Raw genomic sequence first — 19,073 nt, 5'->3', positions numbered from 1 at the left:
AGATCAGTAGAGGAAGAAGGGGGCGGTCGGGTTGCCGGCGCGCGCCCCGGCCGACGGCGGCGTGACCTCCTGCACCTGCTGCGGCTGGATCCGCTCGAACGGGCTGCTGCGGTACGCGACCCCGTTCGCCTCGTACATCGCGGCGCCGAGGCGACCCACCGCGTTCGCCGGGTACGCGGCGAGGTGCGTCACCCGGGCGCCGATCTTGTCCTCCAGCCGGCTCTCCCGGGCGCCGTCCACGCTGACCTCGTAGACCGCTGGGCGACCGACCGCGCCCGCGAGGACCAGGGTGTTCTCGCCGTACCAGTCGACGGCCGACAGGCTGGTCAGCCGGGTGTGCAGCCGACGGGCCGGGCCGGGGGTCGCCCCCGCGCCGTCGGGGCTGAGTGCGGCGACGTAGAGCGCGCCCCCGGCGATGACGGCGATCCGGTGGCCGTCCAGCGAGGCCGCCACGGCGGTCACCGGGCCGGGTACGCCCAGCGGCACGGCGGTGAGCTGCGCCTGGGCGTCGAAGCGGTACAGGCTCCCGTCGGCGACCACGAGCCCGGCCGGTTGCCCCCGGTACGTGGAGCGCAGCCAGACCGGCTGGCCCATGGCGGCGTACCCCTTGGCGCTGCGGGTGAAGGCGGCCACCGGGTCGGTGCCGGTGCCGACGGAGAGCCACTGGCGGTTGGCGTCGGAGACCACCAGCGCCGCCAGGATCTGGTTGTCGGCGCGGCTGATCCCGGCGGAGACGACGTTCCGGTTCGCCTTGGGGTCCACGGGCACCGGGCCGGTCGGCTCTCCCGGGTAGGCCAGCGGGTGGACGGCGCCCTCGTAGACGCAGAACCGCTGGAAGCTCTCCGGGAGCTGGTACACCGGGCGGTCCAGGCGGCGCCGTTCCAGGTCGGGGATGAACTCCTGGGACTGGTTGCGGATCTTGATTTCGAGCGGCCCGTCGAGGTCCGACAGCGACCAGGCGAGCTGCGTGCCGAGCTGCTCCAGCCGGGCCTTGTCCTCCGGCATCTCCAGGTCGACCTCCCAGCGGCCGTCCGTCCGGGTGGCGTTGTTGATCAGGCGGGTGCCGTCCGGCAGCCGGCGCACGGCCGTGCCGAGCCAGGCCGAGGGCCCGGCGGTCAGCCACTTGACCACCTCGCTGACCCGCCGCTCGTCCGGCACGGCGAGCGGAAGGTAACGCTGGTCGGGGACGAGGCGGGTGCGGTCGTTGTTCCAGAAGTAGATCGTCCGGCTCTGGTAGTACGTCTCCAGGGCGTCGACGCTGAGCAGCAGCGCGGTCGGCGGGTTCGCCACGTAGAGGCCCCCGTCCGCCACGCCCTCCTGCCCGGGCTGGCTGCGCAGCTCGAAGGTGTAGGTCGTGGTGCTCGTCTCCGGCGGGGCCAACGTGCCGTCCGTGCGCAGCTGCCCGACCTGCTGCACCTTGAGGGTGACCTCGGTCCGGTCCGGGGCGTAGACGGGCACCGGCTCCTCGGTGAGCCGGACGACGGCCAGCGTGACCTCGCTGCCCTGCTTGGTCTGAAGGCGGTCGCGGTCCGCCGGCACGATGAACTGCCGGACCCGCTGGTACGCCCCGTCCGGTTCGCCGGCCGCGGCGGAGAGGAAGTTCTGGACGAACTGCTCGGCGTCGGTGCCGGCCGCGCTCCGGCTCGGGGGCTCGCCCCGGCTGCCGCTGGTCGAGCCGCCCTCCGCCGCCGGCCCCGGCCCGTCCACCCGGACCTCGGTGTTCTCCGGGATGCCGCAGCCGGCCACGCCGCCCAGCAGCAGCGCGCCGCCGAGCAGGCCGGCGAGCAGTCGACGCCTCACGACCCCACCTCCGCGTGCCCCCCGTTGCCCGGCCGGCGCGGACCGACCGGCAGCGCGCCGTTGGTGCCCGGGCCGATCGTGAGTGTGCCCCCGGTGCCGGGACCGATGGCCAACAGCCCGCCCGCCCGGGGCCCGCCGAAGGGCAGCGTGGCGTCGGCCGGGACCAGCCGCAGCGGCGAGGTGGTCAGCCGGTCGCCGGCCCGCGACGGCAGGGTGAGCCGGAACTGGGCGCCCTGCCCGGGCGCGCCCCACGCTTCCAGCCAGCCGCCGTGCAGCCGGGCGTCCTCCAGGCTGATCGACAGGCCCAGCCCGGTGCCGCCGGTCTGCCGGGCCCGGGACGGGTCGGCCCGCCAAAAGCGGTTGAACACCAGCTTCTCCTCGCCCGGCTTGAGCCCCACCCCGTGGTCGCGGACGGTGATCGCCACCGCCGTGTCGTCCACCCCGAGCGTGATCAGCACCGGCTTGGCCTCGCCGTGCTCGACGGCGTTGCCGACCAGGTTGCGCAGCACCCGCTCCACCCGTCGGGGGTCCACCTCGGCGATCACCGGGGTGCCGGGGACGTCCAGCTCGATGGCCACCCCGACGCGCTCGGCGAGACCCGCCAGGCGGTCGGCCACCCGGTGCACGACCGGCACCAGGTCGGTCGGCTCGGAGTCCAGCATGGCGAAGCCGGCGTCGAAGCGGCTGATCTCCAGCAGGTCGGTGAGCAGCTCCTCGAAGCGGTCCAGCTCGGCCTGGAGCAGCTCGGCGCTGCGGGCCACCGCCGGGTCGAAGTCGTCCCGCTCGGCGAAGATCAGGTCGGCGGCCATCCGGACCGTGGTCAGCGGCGTGCGCAGCTCGTGCGAGACGTCGGAGGTGAAGCGGCGTTGCAGCCGGGACATCTCCTCCAGCCGCAGGATCTGCCGTTGCAGGTTGGTCGCCATCTGGTTGAACGACGCGGCGAGCAGGGCCAGGTCGTCCTCGCCGTTGACCACCATCCGCTGGTCGAGCAGGCCGGCGGAGAGCCGCTGGGCCGTGCGGGCGGCCACCCGTACCGGGGTCACCACTAGCCGGGTGACCAGGCCGGCGAGCAGGGCGAGCAGGAGCACCAGGGCCGCTCCGGTGGCGGCCACGGTGCCCCGTACGTCGGCGGCCGTGGTGTCCTGCCGGGCCAGCGGCACGAGGTAGTAGAGCTCCACCTGGCCGAACCGGGTCGGCACCGGCGAGCCGTAGACCAGGTACTTCGTGCGCTCCTCGCCGAGGCGCCCGGTGCGGATCTGGCTGGCGACCTTGCCCCCGGCGACGGTCTCGCGCAGCTCCCGGCTGATCAGCGGGCGGACGTTGACCGCGGGCGAGGACCGGGGCTGGATGGCCCCGGTGTGGTTGTCGGCGGTGAGCGCCACGATGACGCCGGTGGTCTGCTGCGGGTCACCGCCGGCCAGGTAGTTGACCGTGCCGTCGATGGTCTCCTGGAGCTGCCCCTCCTGCGGCTGGTTGTAGAGGCCGAACTGCTTCGCCGCGTAGTCCGCGCCGTTGCCCAGCCGGATCCGCACGTCGGTCTCGACGTTCTCCACCAGGATGCCGGTGATCTTGTCGGCGATCAGGTAGGCGAAACCGCCCACCAGCAGGCTCGACGCGACCAGTGTGATGGTCACCACCCGCAGCTGGAGCGACCGGCGCCAGCTCTGGTGCAACCCGGCGAGCAGACGCGCGGCCCGGCCGCTCACGCCACGCCACAGCTCCCGCGCGGCGACACGCCGGCGCGGAGCTGCCGTCGGGGGGTCCGGAATCGGGGAGGTGGCCACAGTGTGACCAGGCTATCCGGTGCCCGCCTTGTAGCCCACGCCCCGCACGGTGAGGATGATTTCCGGCCGCTCCGGATCCGGTTCGATCTTGGCCCGCAGCCGCTGCACGTGCACGTTGACCAGCCGCGTGTCCGCCGCGTGCCGGTAGCCCCAGACCTGCTCCAGCAGCACCTCGCGGGTGAAGACCTGGCGCGGCTTGCGGGCGAGCGCGACCAGCAGGTCGAACTCCAGCGGCGTCAGCTTCACCTCCTCGCCGTTGCGGCTGACGGTGTGCGCCGGCACGTCGATGGTGATCTGGTTGCCGGGCGGCCCGATGGTCAGCATCTCCGGGGCGACGTCCTCGCCCCGGCGCAGCCGCGCCCGCATCCGGGCGACCAGCTCCTTGGGCTTGAACGGCTTGACCACGTAGTCGTCGGCGCCGGACTCCAGGCCGAGCACCACGTCGACGGTGTCGCTCTTGGCGGTCAGCATGACGATCGGCACGCCCGACTCGGCCCGGATCGACCGCGCCACGTCGATGCCGCTCATGCCGGGGAGCATGAGGTCGAGCAGGACGATGTCGGGGCGGTTCTCGCGGAACGCGGCCAGCGCCCGCTCCCCGTCGGCGACGAAGGAGGGCAGGAATCCCTCGCTGCGCAGGACGATGCCGAGCATCTCGGCGAGCGCGGGGTCGTCGTCGACCACCAGTACCCGGGCTCTCATGGGGTTAATGTTTCCATCCCCTTCAGTTGGTGGGATCCCCGTCACCCGGCACGGTACTGCCGTGGGACGTCGCCGCCCAGCAACAGGTGCCCGGCGTCGCCGCCCCGACGTGCGGGTCCACCCGATCGGAACGGGCGTGTCACCATGATCCCCGCGTGCGCCGTCACGCGCCACCGCCGTCCGTCCCCAGGAGTACGCGTGCCCGACGCCGGCCCGACCGCCGTGCTTCCGCGCCGCCCCCTCACGGTCGGCGAACTGCTGGACTCCGCGGTCCTGCTGCTGCGTGGCCAGGCCCGGGTGCTGGTGCCGGTCGCCCTCGTACTGGCCGTGGCCGAACAGCTCCTGCTGCACCCGCTGCGGCTCGCCGCCGACACGGCGCCACCCGCCTGGCTGCCGGAGTTCGGGCGGTTCGGCGCGTACTGGCTGCTGCTGGCGGTGGGGGCGGCGACCGAGGCGGTGATCGTCCTGCTGCTCGGAAATCCTGCCGCCCGGGCCGCCGGGGCCGCCCTGTTCGGCCGCGCGCCGGGCCCCCGGGAACTGCTCCGCCCGGCCGGCGCGCGCTGGGGCGCCACCGCGCTGCTCGCCGTCCTCGTCGGCGTGGTGATGTGCGGGGTCGCGCTGTTCGGGCCGGCGTGGATCGTCGGGTTCGCCCTGCTCGGCGCCGTGGCGCCGGCGCTGGTCGTCGACCGGGTGCATCCGCTGCGCGCCCCGCTGCGCGCGGCCGCCCTGGCCGTCCGCGGCGCCGGCCGGGCCGGCTGGATCCGGCTGCTCGGCTACCTCGTGTGGTGGATCGTGCGCGTCGGCCTCGGCGTCGGCGTCTACGTCGGGCTGGACTCGTTCGACCTCGTCGACCGCGCCTGGGCCGGGTGGCTTTCGCTGGCCGTCTGGGCGGGCGTGAACAGCGTCGCCTACCCGGCCCTGGCCTGCCTGGACGCGGTGCTGCACCTGGAGACCCGGATGCGTACCGAAGGGCTGGACATCCGGTTGTCCCGGGCCCGGCCGGGCACGCCGGAGACCGTGCTGCTGGCGGCCGGGCGATGAGCCTCAGCCGGTGGTGGACCGAGACCACGGCGGCGCTCGGCGACCGGGTGCCGCTGACCCTGGTCGCGCTGCTGCTGGTGCTCGCCGCGGTGCTGGTCGCGGTCGGCTGGTACACGTTCCCGGCCTGGGTCCCCCGGCGGTTGCCCCGGCTGCGTCGACGCCGCCGGGAGACCGCGCCGCCGGACGCCCCGCCGCCGGTCGTCCCCGCGCCCCGCGAGCCCGAGCTGCCGGCCGCCGCGTACGTCTCCCTCGCGGACCGGTTCGCCGCCGAGGGCCGGTACGCCGAAGCCGTCCGGGAGCGGCTGCGCGCGATGGTCCGGGAGCTGACCGCCCGGCGCGTGGTGCAGCCGCAGCCCGGCATGACCGTCGCCGAGCTGGTGCGGGCCGCGACGGACACCCGGCCCCAGGTGGGTCCACCGCTGAGCGCCGCCGGCGCGATCTTCTCCGAGCTCTGGTACGGCCAGCGCCCCGCCTCCGTCGAGCACGACCACCGGATGCGGGAGCACGCCGCCGACCTGGACCGGCTGCTGACCGGGCGACCCGAGGACGGGCCACGACCATGAGCGCACAGGCCACCGCCGTACCACCGGCGCCACGCGCGGACGTCGCCCCCCGGCGACGGCGCCGCCGGCACCGGCTGCTGATCCCGCTGGGCCTGGCCGCGGCGCTGCTGGCCACCACCCTGGTCACCCGCGCGGTCGACCAGCCCGACCCCGGCGACCGGGGATTCCTCTCGCCGGTCGCGACCGGGGACGACGGCGGCAGCCGGCTCGCCGACGCGCTGCGCGGGCAGGGTGTCACCGTGCAGCGGGAGACGGACACGCTGCGCGCCCTGCTGGCCGCGCGCGGCGGGGCTGCCACGCTCTTCGTGCCCGCGCCGGGGCTGCTGCACCCGGACACGGTCGGCGCGTTGGACTCGCTGCCCTCGACCACCAGGCTGGTGCTGGTGGACCCGTCGCGACGGGTCCTGGAGGCGGTGAGGCTGCTGCCGGTGCAACCGGCCGGTCGCCGGTGGGCCGCGCAGGCCGTGGGGCCGGACGCGCGGGGCCTGCCCTGCCCGCTGCCCGAGTTGCGGCAGCTCGGGCGGGTGGCGGTCGGGCTGCAGCGCTACGCGCTCGCCCCAGGCGCGTCGGCGCCCGTCCGGTTCTGCTTCGCCGACGGACTCGCCCTGCTGCCCCGGGTCCCCGAGAGCACCGTGGCGGTGGGCGCCAGCGATCCGTTCCGCAACGACCGGATCGACGAGTGGGACAACCGGGCGTTCGCCACCGCGCTGCTCGGCGGGCCCGGCCGGGTGGTGTGGCTCGACCTGGACGGCCCCGAACCCCCGCCGGTCTTCGGCGACGGCAGCAGCGGCAGCCCGGCCTGGTCGCCGACGCCGGGCGGCTCCACCGGGTACGGCGGCCCGGGAAGCGGCACCGGCACCGGCACCGGGGACGGCACCGGCGACGGGCGCCCCGGCGGCCCGGCTGACCCGGGCGGGGAGACCGACGACGACAGCGAGGGGCGGGGCGACAACCGGGCCGACAGGCCCGACCCGCCGAACCCGCTCTGGTCCGCCTTCCCCGGCTGGCTGTGGGCGTTGCTGGCCCAACTCGCCCTTGCCGCCCTGCTGGCCGCGCTCTGGCGGGCCCGCCGGCTCGGCCCGCCAGCGGTGGAGCCGCTGCCGGTCACGGTCCGCTCGGCGGAGACGGTGCTCGGCCGGGCGCGGCTCTACGAGAAGGCGGGTGCCCGGGACGCGGCCGCGCGGACGCTGCGGAGCGCCGCCCTGGACCGCCTGACGCCCCGGCTGCACCTGCCGCCGACCGCGCCGCCGACCGACGTGGCCGCTGCGGTCGCCGCCCGCACCGGCGACGACCCCCGGTGGACCGACGAGGTGCTGCACGGCGCCGGGCCCGAGACCGACCAGGACCTGCTGGACCTGGCCCGCGCGCTGGACCGGCTGACCCGCGTCGCCGCCCCGCACGCCACCGACGGACCGCCCCCACCCGCCGCACCGCACCCGCACCGAGCCGAAGGAGACCCCCGGTGACCCGACCCGCCGGTACCGCCGAGCCGCCGACCATCGACCCCGTCGACCCCCGTGCCGCCCTGCACCGGCTGCGCGCCGAGGTCGCCAAGGCGGTCGTCGGGCAGGACGCGGTCGTCACCGGCCTGGTCATCGCCCTGCTCTGCCGCGGGCACGTGCTGCTGGAGGGCGTGCCGGGCGTGGCCAAGACCCTGCTGATCCGCACCGTGGCCACCGCCCTCGACCTGGGGTCCAAGCGGGTGCAGTTCACCCCGGACCTGATGCCGGGCGACGTCACCGGCTCGCTGATCTTCGACCCGCGCTCCGCCGCCTTCACCTTCCGCGAGGGGCCGGTCTTCACCAACCTGCTGCTCGCCGACGAGATCAACCGGACGCCGCCGAAGACCCAGTCGGCGCTGCTGGAGGTGATGGAGGAGCGGCAGGTCTCGGTGGAGGGCGAACGGCGGCCGCTGCCCGACCCGTTCATCGTCGCCGCCACCCAGAACCCGATCGAGTACGAGGGCACCTACCCGCTGCCGGAGGCGCAGCTCGACCGGTTCCTGCTCAAGCTCACCGTGCCGCTGCCCAACCGGGACGAGGAGCTGGGCGTGCTCCGCGCGCACCACGCCGGCTTCGACCCCCGCGACCTGACCGCCGCCGGCGTACGGCCGGTGGCCGACGCGGCCGACCTGGCGGCGGCCCGGGCGGCGGTCGGCCGGGTGCACGTGGCCGAGCCGCTCTTCGGCTACGTCGTCGACCTCTGCCGGGCCACCCGCAACACCCCGGCGCTGGAGCTGGGCGCCTCGCCCCGGGGCGCCACCGCGCTGCTCAACACGGCCAAGGCGTGGGCCTGGCTGGCCGGCCGCGACCACGTCGTACCGGACGACGTTAAGGCGGTCGCCCGGCCGACGCTGCGGCACCGGCTGCGGCTGCGCCCCGAGGTGGAGCTGGAGGGCGTCGGCGTGGACCAGGTGCTGGACACGGTGCTCGCCACCGTGCCGACGCCGCGATGACCTGGCGGGCGGCGCTCCTGCTGGCGGTCGGCGCGCTGACCCTGCCGGCCTGGCCGTCGCCGTTCGCCGGGCTGCTGGTGATGACCGGGGCGGTGCTGCTGCTGGTGCTGCTCGACCGGGCGCTGGCCGCGCCGCCGGGCGCGCTCACGGCCGCCCGGCAGGGGGACCGCGCGGTCCGGCTCGGCGGCACCGCCACCGTCGCGCTGCTGCTGCACAACCCCTCCGGCCGTACGCTGCGGGCGCGCGTCCGCGACGCCTGGGTGCCCTCCGCCGGCGCCCGCCCCGACGTACCGCCGGGACAGCTCGTACGCGTCGAGCCGGGCGCGACGGTGGCGCTGCCCAGCCGGCTGACCCCGCTGCGGCGGGGCGACCGGCCGGCGGTGGCGCTGACCGTGCGTTCGTTCGGGCCGCTGGGGCTCGGGTTCCGGCAGCGCTCCGGGCGGCCGGCGACCCCGCCGTGGACGCTGCGCGTGCTGCCCCGCTTCGACTCCCGCCGGCACCTGCCGGAGAAGCTGTCCCGGCTGCGGGTCATCGACGGCACCCAGGTGAGCCGGGGGCGGGGCCAGGGCACCGAGTTCGACACCCTCCGCGAGTACGTGGTCGGCGACGACGTGCGCTCGATCGACTGGCGGGCGAGCGCGCGCCGCGCCGACGTGCTGGTGCGCACGTGGCGGCCGGAGCGGGACCGCCGGCTGCTGTGCGTGCTGGACACCGGACGGACGTCGGCGGTGCGGGTCGGCGACGAACCCCGGCTGGACACCGCGATCGACGCCGCGCTGCTGCTCACCGCCCTCGCCGCCCGCGCCGGCGACCGGGTCGACCTGCTCGCGGCCGACGCGGCGGTACGGGCCACTGTCACCGGCACCGGCGGGCCGGCCCTGCTCTCCCGGGTGGTGCACGCCCTCGCCCCGCTCCAGCCGACGCTGGTGGAGACGGACTTCGACCTGATCGCGGGCGAGCTGCTGCGCCGGCAGCGCCAGCGCAGCCTGGTGGTGCTCTTCACCGCGTTGGAGGCCGGCGCCCTCGGCGAGGGGCTGCTGCCGGTGCTCCCCCGGCTGGCCGCCCGGCACAAGGTGGTGATCGCGGCGACGCACGACCCGGTGCTGACCGCCCTCACCACCACCGTCCCGCAGCGCCCGGCGGACGCCTACGCCGCAGCAGCGGCCTGGCGCGCCCTAACCGAACGCGACCGGGTCCGCACCGCCCTGGCCCGCCAAGGTGTGACGGTGGTCGACGCCCCGGCGGGCCGCCTGGCCCCCACCCTGGCCGACACCTACCTCCGCCTAAAGTCCCTGGGCCAACTCTGACCCACCCCACCCACCGGCAGGCCCCCGTTGATCATGAAGTTATTGCCCGTCCGCCCGGCGTGTCACGGCAACAACTTCATGATCAACGGGATCTGAGTGGGTGGCGCGGCGACCGAGGAGCACCACGTACGCCAGGAAGGCGAGCCAGACGGCGGCGCCCACGGCCACGCGGAGCGGAATGGGCACGGGCGCGGGGGTCACGAACGCCTCGATGACGGCGGAGACCGCGAAGAGCCCCACCAGCCCGACGGCGACCAGCACGCCCTCGCGTCCCGCCCGGGCCACCGACTGCCCCCGGGTGAGCTGCGTGGGCGGCGCGATCCACGCCCACCCGATGCGCAGGCCCACCCCGGCGGCCACGAAGACGCCGGTGAGTTCCAGCAGCCCGTGCGGGGTGATCAGGCCGAAGAAGACGTCCGCGCGGCCGTAGGCGACCATCACCCCGCCGACCACGCCGATGTTGAGCGCGTTCTGCCAGAGCAGGTAGAGCACCGGGACGATCAGGACCCCGGCGGCGAGGCACTGGGCGGCGAGCCAGGCGTTGTGCGTCCACAGGTGGAAGGCGAACGTCGGCGCGGAGAACTCGGTGTAGTAGCCGGCGAAGCCGGACTCGACCAGGTCGGCGGCCGCCGCCTCGCCGATGAAGGCCGCCGCCGTCTGCGGGTTGCCCGCGACGAACCAGATGAGGAAGAAGCTGAGCAGGCTGAACCCGGTCGCCACCCCGCACCACCAGGGCCAGGCGCGGTAGACCGCGGCGGGGAAGCCGGCCACGAAGAACCGCCCGACCGCCGCCCACGACGGGCGCGGGCGCCCGGTGAGCCGGGCCCGGGCGCGCAGCACCACCTGGGAGAGCTGGCTGACCAGCGCCGGGTCGGGTGAGCGGCTGCGCAGCACCGACAGCTGGGTGGTCGCCCGCTGGTAGAGGGCGACCAGCTCGTCGACCTCGGCGGCGTCGAGCCGGCCGCGCTTGGAGAGTTCCTCCAGCCGTCGCCACTGCCCGCCGTGTTCCGCGACGTACGCGTCGAGATCCACCGTCACCCCCGTCCGGCGATCATAGTGTTCACTGTCGGGGTGAGAGCACAACCTCGACCGCCGGCCCGACCCGCCCCGTGGGGTGACGCCGGGCTGGTCAGCGGGGAGGCCGTGGAGCTGGACGTCCGGGCCGCCCGGATCGGTTCCCGGGTGCTCGCGCTGCTGCTCGACGTTCTGGCGCAGGCGGCACTCATGCTGGTGCTGTCCATGAGCGTCGGCATCGCGATGCTCAACCTGCCGGAGGGGCTGGTCGACGGCGCCCTGGCCGGTGGGATCGCCACGGTGGGCCTGATCCTGGTGCTGGTCGGCTACCCGGTGCTGTGCGAGCGGTTCAACCACGGCCGCACGCTGGGCAAGATGGCGGTCGGGCTGCGCGTGGTCAGCGCCGACGGCGCTCCGGTCGCGGCGCGGCAGTCGCTGATCCGGGCGCTGGTCGGCGTGGCCGTGGAGTGGCCCGGCCTGGTGCTGCCGCTGGTGAGCTGGGTGGCCGGGGTGACGGTGATGGTGACCGACCGGCGCGGGCGTCGGCTGGGCGACCTGGTGGCGGGCACGCTGGTCGTGCACACCCGCACGGCGACCGCCTGGCGGCCCGTCCCCACGGCGGTACCCGCGCTGGCCAGTTGGGCGGGCGTGGTGGACCTGAGCCGGCTCGACGACGGCCTGGCGTTGGCCGCCCGCCAGTACCTGGCCCGGGTGCACCAGCTGGCGGAGCCGGCGCGGGGGCGCTTGGGGCACGGGTTGTGGACCGAGGTCTCGGCGGTGGTCACGCCGCCCCCGCCTCCGGGCATGCCCGAGTCGGTCTACCTGGCCGCGGTCCTCGGCGAGCGGCACCGGCGGGCGAGGTACCGGCTGGGGCTCGACCGGTCGGCCGCCGCGACGCTCTGGCCGGAGCTGACACTCCACCCGCCCGCGCCACCCCGCGCGACCACGTCCGCCGCCGGGCCCGCAGCCGTCGCCACGTCTGAAGGCGCCGCCGGACCCGACCTCACCGCCGGGCCTGCGGGTGCAGCCGGGCCCGCGGGTGCCGTCGGGTCTGCGAGTGCCGCCGGACCCGACTTCACCGCCGGGCCCGCAGGCGTGGCCACGTCTGAAGGCGCCGTCGGGCCCGCGGGCGCCGTGCCGCCCGGCACGGTCCGTCCGGCGGTGCCCGTCGGGGCGCCGGCCGCCGTGCCGGTGCAGCCCGTTCCGGGGGTACGGCCGGCGGTCGCCCCGGCGGCACCGGGTGGCGTGCCTGTGCCCGACGTCGGCACCTGACCGGCGGGCGGGGGCCGCACACGTCGCGACCTGGGATCCACTCCGTCCAGGAGCGCCGCCGGTCACCCGGCTGTGGCAGGATCCGGCTCGCTCGCCCCTACCGAGACGGGAACATCGTGGCCGACGATCTGTTCACCCCTACCATCGCGCCGGCGGCGTACGGGACGCGACGCCGGCCGTGGCGACCGCAGTCGCTGATCTTCCCCGCCGTCTTCGCCGGTCCGCTGGCCGCCACCGTGCTGGCCCTGGTCAACGGGCACCGGCTGGGCCTGCCCCGTCGGACGAACCTGATGGTGCTCGGCGTCGGGCTGGCCGCGCTGACGGCCCGGTTGGCGCTCACGCTCGCCTTCCTCGACGACTGGGGGGACCGTCCCGTCCGGCTGATCGCGGCGCTGGCCGGCGCCGGGGTCTGGTTCGCCGCCTCCGCCACGCAGAAACGTCCGTTCCGGGCCTACGAGCTGCGTGGCGACGAGCCGGCGTCGCTGTGGCTGCCCGGCCTCGGGGCGGTGCTCCTGTTCGGGGTCGTCGAGGCCCTGCTGTTCCTGCTGGTGGCCGCCGTATGACCGCCCCGGAGGCCCAGCTCGCCCGGGTGGCGCACCTGCTCGAGCTGAACCGCGCGGAGCAGGCCCTCGACGAGGTCGACCGGCTCCCGGCCGCCCTGGCCCTCAGCCCGGCGGCGTTCCGGCTGCGGGCGTACGCGCTGACCTCGCTGAGCCGCTGGGACGACCTGGCCGCCGTCGCCCGTCGAGGGCTCGCCGAGGCCGGCCCGGACCCCGAACTGCTCGGCCGGCTCGGCGTCGCGCTGCGCCACCGCCGCGAGTACCCCGCCGCCGAGCGGGCACTGCTCGACGCGCTCGCCATCGAGCCGGAGGACCCGTGGCTGCTGTGCCAGTACGCGCAGCTCTGCTCGGCCGTGGGGCAGCTCGACAAGGCGGAACGCCTGGTCGCCCGGGCCGCCGCGATCAGCCCGCAGGAGCCGGCCGTCTTCGCGTGCCGCGTCCAACTCGCGTACGCCCAGGGGGACGACCGGGAGGCCGACCGGATCGCCAGGGAGTTCCTCGGGGCGTGGCCGGACAATCCGGCTGCGCTCGCCCTGCACGGCGCCACCTCGGCCCGGCGTGGCCGGTTGGGCACCGCGCGCCGCGCGTTCGGCCAGGCGGTGGCGCACGACCCGACCGATGCCGACTACGCCGAGGCGGCATGGGAGGCGCAGGTGCACGCGCACCCGCTGCTGCTGCCGCTGCGCCCGCTGCACCGGCTGGGGATCTTCCGCACCTGGCTGCTCGCGGTCGGCGTGATCGTGCTGCTGAACGTCGCCGGTCTGGACGTGCTCGCCGGCCTGTTCGCCGTGGCGTGGATGCTCTTCTGCGTCTGGTCGTGGATCGCTCCGCCGCTGGTCCGCCGGCTGGTGCTCGGTCGGTGGCGGTCGTGAGGGCGTTCGGGCCGTGGCTGGCCGTCCTCGCCGTGGTGCTGCTGCTCGACGCGCTGCGGCTGCGCGCGCTGGCCGCCGTGGTCTCGGTGGCGTGGCTCGTCTGGTGCGTGTGGAGCTGGGTCCGCCCCGCCCGTCGCCGCCCCCGCCGGGACTGACCGCCCGGCGGCAGGCGGCCGCCCGCGCTGACGCCGGCCGGCTCGACCCGTGGCGGCGCGCCCGCCCCGAAACGCCGACCGGGCCGGCCGCTCGGAAGGGAGCGGTCGGCCCGGTCGGCGCGGTGGATGTCAGTAGCGGTAGTGCTCCGGCTTGAACGGGCCCTCCACGGAGATGCCGAGGTAGGACGCCTGCTCCTTGGTGAGGGTGCTCAGCTTGGCGCCGAGCGCCTCCAGGTGCAGCCGGGCGACCTTCTCGTCGAGGTGCTTGGGCAGCACGTAGACGCCGATCGGGTATTCCTCGGTCTTGGTGAACAGCTCGATCTGGGCGATCGTCTGGTTGGCGAACGAGTTCGACATCACGAAGCTCGGGTGGCCGGTGGCGTTGCCCAGGTTGAGCAGGCGGCCCTCCGACAGCACGATGATGGCGTGCCCGTCGGCGAACTTCCAGAGGTCGACCTGCGGCTTGATGTTGACCCGCTCGACGTCGGAACGCTTCGCCAGGCCGGCCATGTCGATCTCGTTGTCGAAGTGGCCGATGTTGCCGACGATGGCCTGGTGCTTCATCCGGGCCATGTGCTCGTTGGTGATGACGTCGAAGCAGCCGGTGGCGGTGATGAAGATGTCGGCCTGCTCGACCACGTCGTCCAGGGTGGCGACCTGGTAGCCGTCCATCGCGGCCTGGAGCGCGCAGATCGGGTCGACCTCGGTCACCACGACCCGGGCGCCCTGGCCGCGCAGCGACTCGGCGCAGCCCTTGCCGACGTCGCCGTAGCCGAGCACGACCGCCATCTTGCCGCCGATCAGCACGTCGGTGGCCCGGTTGATGCCGTCGATGAGCGAGTGGCGGCAGCCGTACTTGTTGTCGAACTTGCTCTTCGTCACCGAGTCGTTGACGTTGATGGCGGGGAAGAGCAGGGTGCCGGCGCGGTGCATCTCGTAGAGCCGGTGCACGCCGGTGGTGGTCTCCTCGGTCACGCCCTTGATGCCGGCGGCGATCCGGGTCCACCGCTGGTTGTCCTCGGCGAGCGAGCGGTGCAGCACGCCGAGGATGACCGCGTACTCCTCGGAGTCGGCGGACTCGACCGGCGGCACCGCGCCGGCCTTCTCGAACTCGGCGCCCTTGTGCACCAGCAGGGTGGCGTCGCCGCCGTCGTCGAGGATCATGTTCGGGCCCTGCCCGTCGGGCCAGGCGAGCACCTGCTCGGTGCACCACCAGTACTCCTCCAGGCTCTCGCCCTTCCAGGCGTAGACCGGGACACCGGCCGGGGCCTCGGGGGTGCCCTCCGGGCCGACGACGATCGCGGCGGCGGCGTGGTCCTGGGTGGAGAAGATGTTGCAGGACGCCCAGCGGACCTGCGCGCCGAGCGCGACCAGGGTCTCGATGAGGACGGCGGTCTGGATGGTCATGTGCAGCGACCCGGTGACCCGGGCACCGGCGAGCGGCTGGGCGTCGGCGAACTCACGACGGATCGCCATCAGGCCGGGCATCTCGTGCTCGGCGAGCTGGATCTCCTTACGCCCGAACTCGGCGAGCGACAGATCCGCCACCTTGTAGTCGCCCTCGGCGAGAGTGCTCGGCCGGGCCTCGGACGGCGTGCCGCTGGCGGACGCCGGGAGGGTGCTGGTCATGAAATCTCCTGTCGGACGATGTGCTGCGCGACCATTCACCTTACGCGCGCGAGCCGCCGACGGGAGGACCGGTCGGGTGAAGTGAGCACGAAGACATCAGCGGACAGCGCACGGGGCGGTCGGTCGTGAACGGTGTCCCGTCCATCGGCCGCCCGCCCCGTGCATCCCCCCGGTTTGGTTCCCCCGCGCGTTCTCGGACCTTCGTCGCGATAACGCTGCGTACTCATAGAGTTACACTCGGCCAGAGTCGCGTCAAGCTATTCCGGAAAAGTCGGACTTGCGCGTCGCCGCTGGGCCGGTCAGCGCAGGCCGCAGCTCGCGACGTACGCCTCCCCCGCGCCGCCCAGGCGCAGCGGCCCGGCGGCGGCGCTGCCGACGGCCGCCCGCCCGGGCGCCAGCGTCACCGCGCCGGCCCCGTCGTCGACCGAGACCTCGCCGGAGCGGCAGAGCACCACCCGGGGCCCGGGCACCTCGACCGACACCGCCGGCAGTCCCGCGCCCACCGTCACCCGGTGCAGCGCGAAGTCCTCCACCGGCACCGGCCACGTGACCACGCCCGGGGCGACCTCCAGCGGCGGCACCACCGGGTCGCGCAGCACCTCGAAGCGCAGCACCCGCAGCAGCTCCTCGACGTCCACCCGCTTCGGCGTCAGCCCGCCGCGCAGCACGTTGTCGCTGGCCGCCATGATCTCCACGCCGGTGCCGCGCAGGTAGGCGTGCAGGTTGCCCGCCGGCATCCAGATCGCCTCGCCGGGGGCCAGCCGCACCCGGTTGAGCAGCATCGCCACCAGCACCCCGGGGTCGCCCGGGTAGGCGGCGGCCAGGTCCCGGGCCAGCTCCGCGTCCGGCCCCGCGACCGGTGCCGACGCCACGGCCGCCACCAGCGCGTCGCGCCCGTCGGCGGGCCAGGTCAGCAGCAGTCGTACGGCGTCACGCAGGCCCGCCGGCCCGGTCCGCAGCGCCGCCAGCACCGGCTCCAGCGCGGGTACGCCGAAGCCGGCCAGCGCCGCCGCCGAGGCCGCCGGGTCCCGGAAACCGCAGAGCGCCTCCATCGGCGAGAGCGCGACCAGCAGCTCCGGCTTGTGGTACGGATCGACGTAGTTGCGCTGTCCGTCGGGGCGGGCGGCGTCGGCGGCGTGCCCGGCGCGGGCCTGCTCGGCGTCCGGGTGCGCCTGGAGGCTCAGCGGGGCGTCGGCGGCGAGCACCTTGAGCAGGAACGGCAGCCGGGTGCCGAACCGGCCGACCAACCGCTCGCCGAGCCAGTGGTGCGGCTCGGCGAGCAGCAGGTCGGTCAGGCTCACCCGGTCGCCGTCGCGGTCGACCAGGGCCGGGCCGCCCGGGTGGGCGCCCAGCCACAGTTCGGCCTCCGGGCCGTCGCTCGGCGCCGGCCGCCCCTGCAACTCGGCGATCGCCGAGCGGGACCCCCAGGCGTAGTCGCGGATCGGTCCGTGCAGCAGTTCCACCGGTCAGCTCCCGGACCGCCCGGCGACCTCACCCGGCTCGGCGGGCGACGCGGTCCCGGCGACCGCCCGCTCGGCGGTGGCGTGGTAGATGTCCGGTTCCAGGTAGATCACCCGGGCGGTCGGCACGGCGGCGCGGATCCGACCCTCGACGGTGTTGATGCTCTGCGCCAGCACCTCGGCGGTGACGCCAGCCGGCACGGCGACCTTGGCGGCCACCATCAGCTCCTCGGGCCCGAGGTAGAGCGTCTTCATGTGGATGATCCGCTCGAACTCGGGGCCGTCGGTGACCGCCTTCTCCAGCGCGGCGACGTCGTGCGCCTCGGCGCCCTCACCGAGCAGCAGGCTCTTGGTCTCGATGGCCAGGATGATCGCGATGATCACCAGCAGCACACCGATCATCGCGGTGCCCACCGCGTCCCACCGGCCGTTGCCGGTGATCAGCGTCATGCCCACGCCGAAGAGCGCGAAGACCAGACCGACCAGCGCGCCCAGGTCCTCCAGCAGCACCACCGGCAGCTCGGGGGCCTTGGCGCGCCGGACGAACTTCACCCACGACTGGTTGCCCCGGACGAGGTTGGACTCGACGATCGCGGTGCGGAAGGAGAACGTCTCCATGATGATCGCCGCCACCAGCACCACGACCGGCACCCAGTGCCACGAGGTGATGCCCTCCTCGTGCGACCACTTGTGGTACGCCTCGTAGAGGGCGAACAGGCCACCGACGCTGAACAGCACGATGGAGACGATGAACGCGTAGATGTAGCGCTCCCGGCCGTAGCCGAAAGGGTGCTGAGGAGTGGCCGCGCGCTTGGCCCGACGCCCGCCGAGCAGCAGCAGGGCCTGGTTGCCGGAGTCCGCGACCGAGTGGATCGACTCGGCCAGCATCGACGACGACCCGGTCAGCAGGAACGCGACGAACTTGGTGACGGCGATGCCGGCGTTGGCCAGCAGGGCGGCGACGATCGCCTTCGTACCACCGTTGGCGCTCACGCCGTCGCTCCGTCGTGTCGCGCGGCACCGCCGGGCATCGGCGCGACGCGCCGCTCGACCCGTTCCCTGCTATCGCTCACTGGTTTGCCAGCTCCTTCATTTCGGTGATGGCCGGCACGGCCATCGGGTCCAGTCCGTGTGCCAGGGCGAGGTAGATCGAGGCGAAGTCCGGCACGGCGACCAGCGAGGCGAGCCGCTCCAGCGCGGAGCCGCCCTCGGCGGTCACCACGTCGCAGCGCACGCCGCGCCGCTCGGCGAGGGTCTGCACGGCGTCCGCGCGGCGCTCCTCGACGTCGAGGGGCTCGTCGGCGTCGTCCTCCGGGTTCAGCCCGCCGTCGCGCAGCAGCACCAACCGCAGCCGGGTGCCCGACGGCGCCTCCGCGTCGGGGTCGGCGAAGATGTCGCGCTCCCCCTCGGCCAGACCGCCGAACACGCCGTCGAGCAGGCCGACCCGACCGCGCCCCGCCTCGCCGAGCGCCCCGCTGACCACGGGGTAGCGGGCGTTGGCGGACAGGGTGTCGCCGAACCGGCGGGCCGCGACCGTGGCCAGCGGCGACGAGCCCCAGACGATCGGCACCGAGCCGGCGAGGCCCAGAGCCAGCGACTTCGCGGGGTTGACGAAGGACTCGGCCGTCGGGCGGCAGCGGTCGGCGTCCGCGTCCAGCCGGGCCGCGGTCTCCGCCAGATCCGCCTCGTTGACCTTCACGAGCCCGAGCGTACGGGCGGCGAGCAGGACCGGCACGGTGAGCGCCCAGAGGCTGGCCCGGGCCGGGGCGCGCCGGGGCACCGGGATGAACGGCGCCCGGGCCCGCTCGGCCACGGACTGCAACTGCGAGTCGGGCGCGCCGACGGCGACCAGCCGGGCGCCCCGCCGGTGCGCGGCCTCGGCGGCGCCCAGCGCCTCGGGGCTGCGACCGGACGCGCTGACGGCGATGACCACGTCGGCGGCGCCCACCCAGCCGGGCACACCGGCGCTGCGGTGCGGGATGACCGGCACCGGGCAGCGCGGCCCGGCGACGGTGGCCAGCACGTCACCGGTACGCCCGGCGGTGCCGATGCCGGCGATGACGACCGCCCGGGGGCGGCCCTCGTCGGCGAGCACCTGGAGGTTGGCCTCGGCGGCCAGCGCGGCCGTCTCGCGGACCTGCGCCCCGGCGGAGGCGGTGTGCCGCAGCATGCCGCCCGGGTCGTGCTCGGCCAGCGCGGCCGGGTCGTCGAGCAGTGCCTCGTCGGGCTCGCGTCGGCCGCTGACCCCGGCCACACCGTCGATCACGACTGCTCCGAGGGGCCGCGCGCCTCGTCCAGCAGCAGCACCGGCACGTCGTCGCGGACCTCGAAGATCCGGCCGCACTCGGTGCAGGTCAGCGTCTGCGCCTGCGCGTCGTAGTCGAGCGGGGCGTGATGCGTGTCCGGACAGGCGAGGATTTCCAGCAACTGCGGGTCCAGGGCCACGGCGCGGCTCCTTC

The 19,073-nt window shown here is 75.1% G+C and carries 18 protein-coding genes; 9 read left to right on the top strand and 9 right to left on the bottom strand.

Annotated features, from left to right (window positions below):
• Positions 1 to 3: 3 nt before the first annotated feature.
• Genes ABZ573_RS04880 through mtrA form a run of 3 tightly spaced genes read right to left on the bottom strand, consistent with a single transcriptional unit; the run spans position 4 to position 4,286 of the window.
• Entirely contained in the window at positions 4 to 1,800 is a 1,797-nt protein-coding gene (locus ABZ573_RS04880; RefSeq protein WP_151457606.1) for an LpqB family beta-propeller domain-containing protein, read from the bottom strand.
• Complete coding sequence (gene mtrB, locus ABZ573_RS04875; protein WP_358115622.1) at positions 1,797 to 3,584, bottom strand: MtrAB system histidine kinase MtrB; 1,788 nt, start codon at positions 3,582 to 3,584, stop codon at positions 1,797 to 1,799. Before mtrB ends, ABZ573_RS04880 begins: the two co-directional genes overlap by 4 nt.
• Before the next feature lie 12 nt (positions 3,585 to 3,596).
• Positions 3,597 to 4,286, bottom strand: a complete 690-nt coding sequence (mtrA, locus tag ABZ573_RS04870; RefSeq protein WP_089001893.1) for an MtrAB system response regulator MtrA — start codon at positions 4,284 to 4,286, stop codon at positions 3,597 to 3,599.
• Positions 4,287 to 4,484: 198 nt separating this feature from the next.
• Here mtrA and ABZ573_RS04865 point away from each other — a divergent pair, with 198 nt between their 5' ends.
• Genes ABZ573_RS04865 through ABZ573_RS04845 form a run of 5 tightly spaced genes read left to right on the top strand, consistent with a single transcriptional unit; the run spans position 4,485 to position 9,652 of the window.
• Positions 4,485 to 5,327 carry a hypothetical protein gene (locus tag ABZ573_RS04865; protein ID WP_151457048.1) on the top strand — a complete coding sequence of 281 codons (843 nt, stop codon included), beginning with the start codon at positions 4,485 to 4,487 and terminating at the stop codon, positions 5,325 to 5,327.
• Positions 5,324 to 5,890, top strand: a complete 567-nt coding sequence (locus tag ABZ573_RS04860; RefSeq protein WP_151457047.1) for a DUF4129 domain-containing protein — start codon at positions 5,324 to 5,326, stop codon at positions 5,888 to 5,890. Before ABZ573_RS04865 ends, ABZ573_RS04860 begins: the two co-directional genes overlap by 4 nt.
• Positions 5,887 to 7,356, top strand: a complete 1,470-nt coding sequence (locus tag ABZ573_RS04855) for a DUF4350 domain-containing protein (RefSeq protein ID WP_358115618.1) — start codon at positions 5,887 to 5,889, stop codon at positions 7,354 to 7,356. Before ABZ573_RS04860 ends, ABZ573_RS04855 begins: the two co-directional genes overlap by 4 nt.
• Positions 7,353 to 8,345, top strand: coding sequence for a MoxR family ATPase (locus ABZ573_RS04850; RefSeq protein ID WP_192581560.1), 993 nt, complete (start codon positions 7,353 to 7,355; stop codon positions 8,343 to 8,345). The genes ABZ573_RS04855 and ABZ573_RS04850 overlap by 4 nt, the downstream gene beginning before the upstream one ends.
• Positions 8,342 to 9,652 carry a DUF58 domain-containing protein gene (locus tag ABZ573_RS04845; protein WP_327030544.1) on the top strand — a complete coding sequence of 437 codons (1,311 nt, stop codon included), beginning with the start codon at positions 8,342 to 8,344 and terminating at the stop codon, positions 9,650 to 9,652. The genes ABZ573_RS04850 and ABZ573_RS04845 overlap by 4 nt, the downstream gene beginning before the upstream one ends.
• Positions 9,653 to 9,691: 39 nt before the next feature.
• On the opposite strand, the gene ABZ573_RS04840 is transcribed toward ABZ573_RS04845, so the two are convergent.
• Entirely contained in the window at positions 9,692 to 10,690 is a 999-nt protein-coding gene (locus ABZ573_RS04840; RefSeq protein ID WP_225852409.1) for a stage II sporulation protein M, read from the bottom strand.
• A gap of 33 nt (positions 10,691 to 10,723) precedes the next feature.
• On the opposite strand from ABZ573_RS04840, the gene ABZ573_RS04835 reads away from it, so the two are divergent.
• From ABZ573_RS04835 to ABZ573_RS04820, 4 genes are all read left to right on the top strand, one after another.
• On the top strand, positions 10,724 to 11,938 hold the full coding sequence (locus ABZ573_RS04835) for an RDD family protein (RefSeq protein WP_225852410.1): 1,215 nt from the start codon (positions 10,724 to 10,726) through the stop codon (positions 11,936 to 11,938).
• Positions 11,939 to 12,054: 116 nt separating this feature from the next.
• Complete coding sequence (locus ABZ573_RS04830; RefSeq protein WP_151456581.1) at positions 12,055 to 12,501, top strand: hypothetical protein; 447 nt, start codon at positions 12,055 to 12,057, stop codon at positions 12,499 to 12,501.
• The gene (locus ABZ573_RS04825) at positions 12,498 to 13,370 is read left to right on the top strand and encodes a tetratricopeptide repeat protein (protein ID WP_151456582.1); all 873 of its coding nucleotides are present in this window, start codon (positions 12,498 to 12,500) and stop codon (positions 13,368 to 13,370) included. Before ABZ573_RS04830 ends, ABZ573_RS04825 begins: the two co-directional genes overlap by 4 nt.
• A complete protein-coding gene (locus tag ABZ573_RS04820; RefSeq protein ID WP_192581536.1) occupies positions 13,367 to 13,525 on the top strand; it encodes a hypothetical protein in 159 nt (52 codons plus the stop codon). Before ABZ573_RS04825 ends, ABZ573_RS04820 begins: the two co-directional genes overlap by 4 nt.
• 129 nt (positions 13,526 to 13,654) lie before the next feature.
• Here the strand turns inward: ABZ573_RS04820 and ahcY are convergent, their stop codons facing one another.
• The 5 genes from ahcY to ABZ573_RS04795 form a co-directional block, all read right to left on the bottom strand.
• The gene (gene ahcY / locus ABZ573_RS04815; protein ID WP_151456583.1) at positions 13,655 to 15,154 is read right to left on the bottom strand and encodes an adenosylhomocysteinase; all 1,500 of its coding nucleotides are present in this window, start codon (positions 15,152 to 15,154) and stop codon (positions 13,655 to 13,657) included.
• Positions 15,155 to 15,453: 299 nt separating this feature from the next.
• A complete protein-coding gene (gene manA, locus ABZ573_RS04810; protein WP_151456584.1) occupies positions 15,454 to 16,617 on the bottom strand; it encodes a mannose-6-phosphate isomerase, class I in 1,164 nt (387 codons plus the stop codon).
• A 3-nt stretch (positions 16,618 to 16,620) separates the two neighbouring features.
• Entirely contained in the window at positions 16,621 to 17,607 is a 987-nt protein-coding gene (locus ABZ573_RS04805; protein WP_151456585.1) for a cation diffusion facilitator family transporter, read from the bottom strand.
• 76 nt (positions 17,608 to 17,683) lie between these two features.
• Positions 17,684 to 18,880: an SIS domain-containing protein gene (locus ABZ573_RS04800; RefSeq protein WP_151456586.1), complete on the bottom strand. Its 1,197-nt coding sequence runs from the start codon at positions 18,878 to 18,880 to the stop codon at positions 17,684 to 17,686.
• The gene (locus ABZ573_RS04795) at positions 18,877 to 19,059 is read right to left on the bottom strand and encodes a Trm112 family protein (protein WP_121396478.1); all 183 of its coding nucleotides are present in this window, start codon (positions 19,057 to 19,059) and stop codon (positions 18,877 to 18,879) included. The genes ABZ573_RS04800 and ABZ573_RS04795 overlap by 4 nt, the downstream gene beginning before the upstream one ends.
• Between the last annotated feature and the right edge of the window lie 14 nt (positions 19,060 to 19,073).

Source organism: Micromonospora sp. NPDC007220, from assembly GCF_040634035.1.
GTDB classification, from domain to species: domain Bacteria; phylum Actinomycetota; class Actinomycetes; order Mycobacteriales; family Micromonosporaceae; genus Micromonospora; species Micromonospora reichwaldensis.
Note: the sequence above shows the minus strand (reverse complement) of the source record. Positions and strands in the feature narration are given on the sequence as shown.

Coding starts and splice junctions, on each gene's coding strand:
- mtrA (WP_089001893.1), bottom strand. CDS start 4,286: ATGAGAGCCCGGGTACTGGTGGTCGACGACGACCCCGCGCTCGCCGAG.
- ABZ573_RS04860 (WP_151457047.1), top strand. CDS start 5,324: ATGAGCCTCAGCCGGTGGTGGACCGAGACCACGGCGGCGCTCGGCGAC.
- ABZ573_RS04855 (WP_358115618.1), top strand. CDS start 5,887: ATGAGCGCACAGGCCACCGCCGTACCACCGGCGCCACGCGCGGACGTC.
- ABZ573_RS04845 (WP_327030544.1), top strand. CDS start 8,342: ATGACCTGGCGGGCGGCGCTCCTGCTGGCGGTCGGCGCGCTGACCCTG.
- ABZ573_RS04825 (WP_151456582.1), top strand. CDS start 12,498: ATGACCGCCCCGGAGGCCCAGCTCGCCCGGGTGGCGCACCTGCTCGAG.
- ahcY (WP_151456583.1), bottom strand. CDS start 15,154: ATGACCAGCACCCTCCCGGCGTCCGCCAGCGGCACGCCGTCCGAGGCC.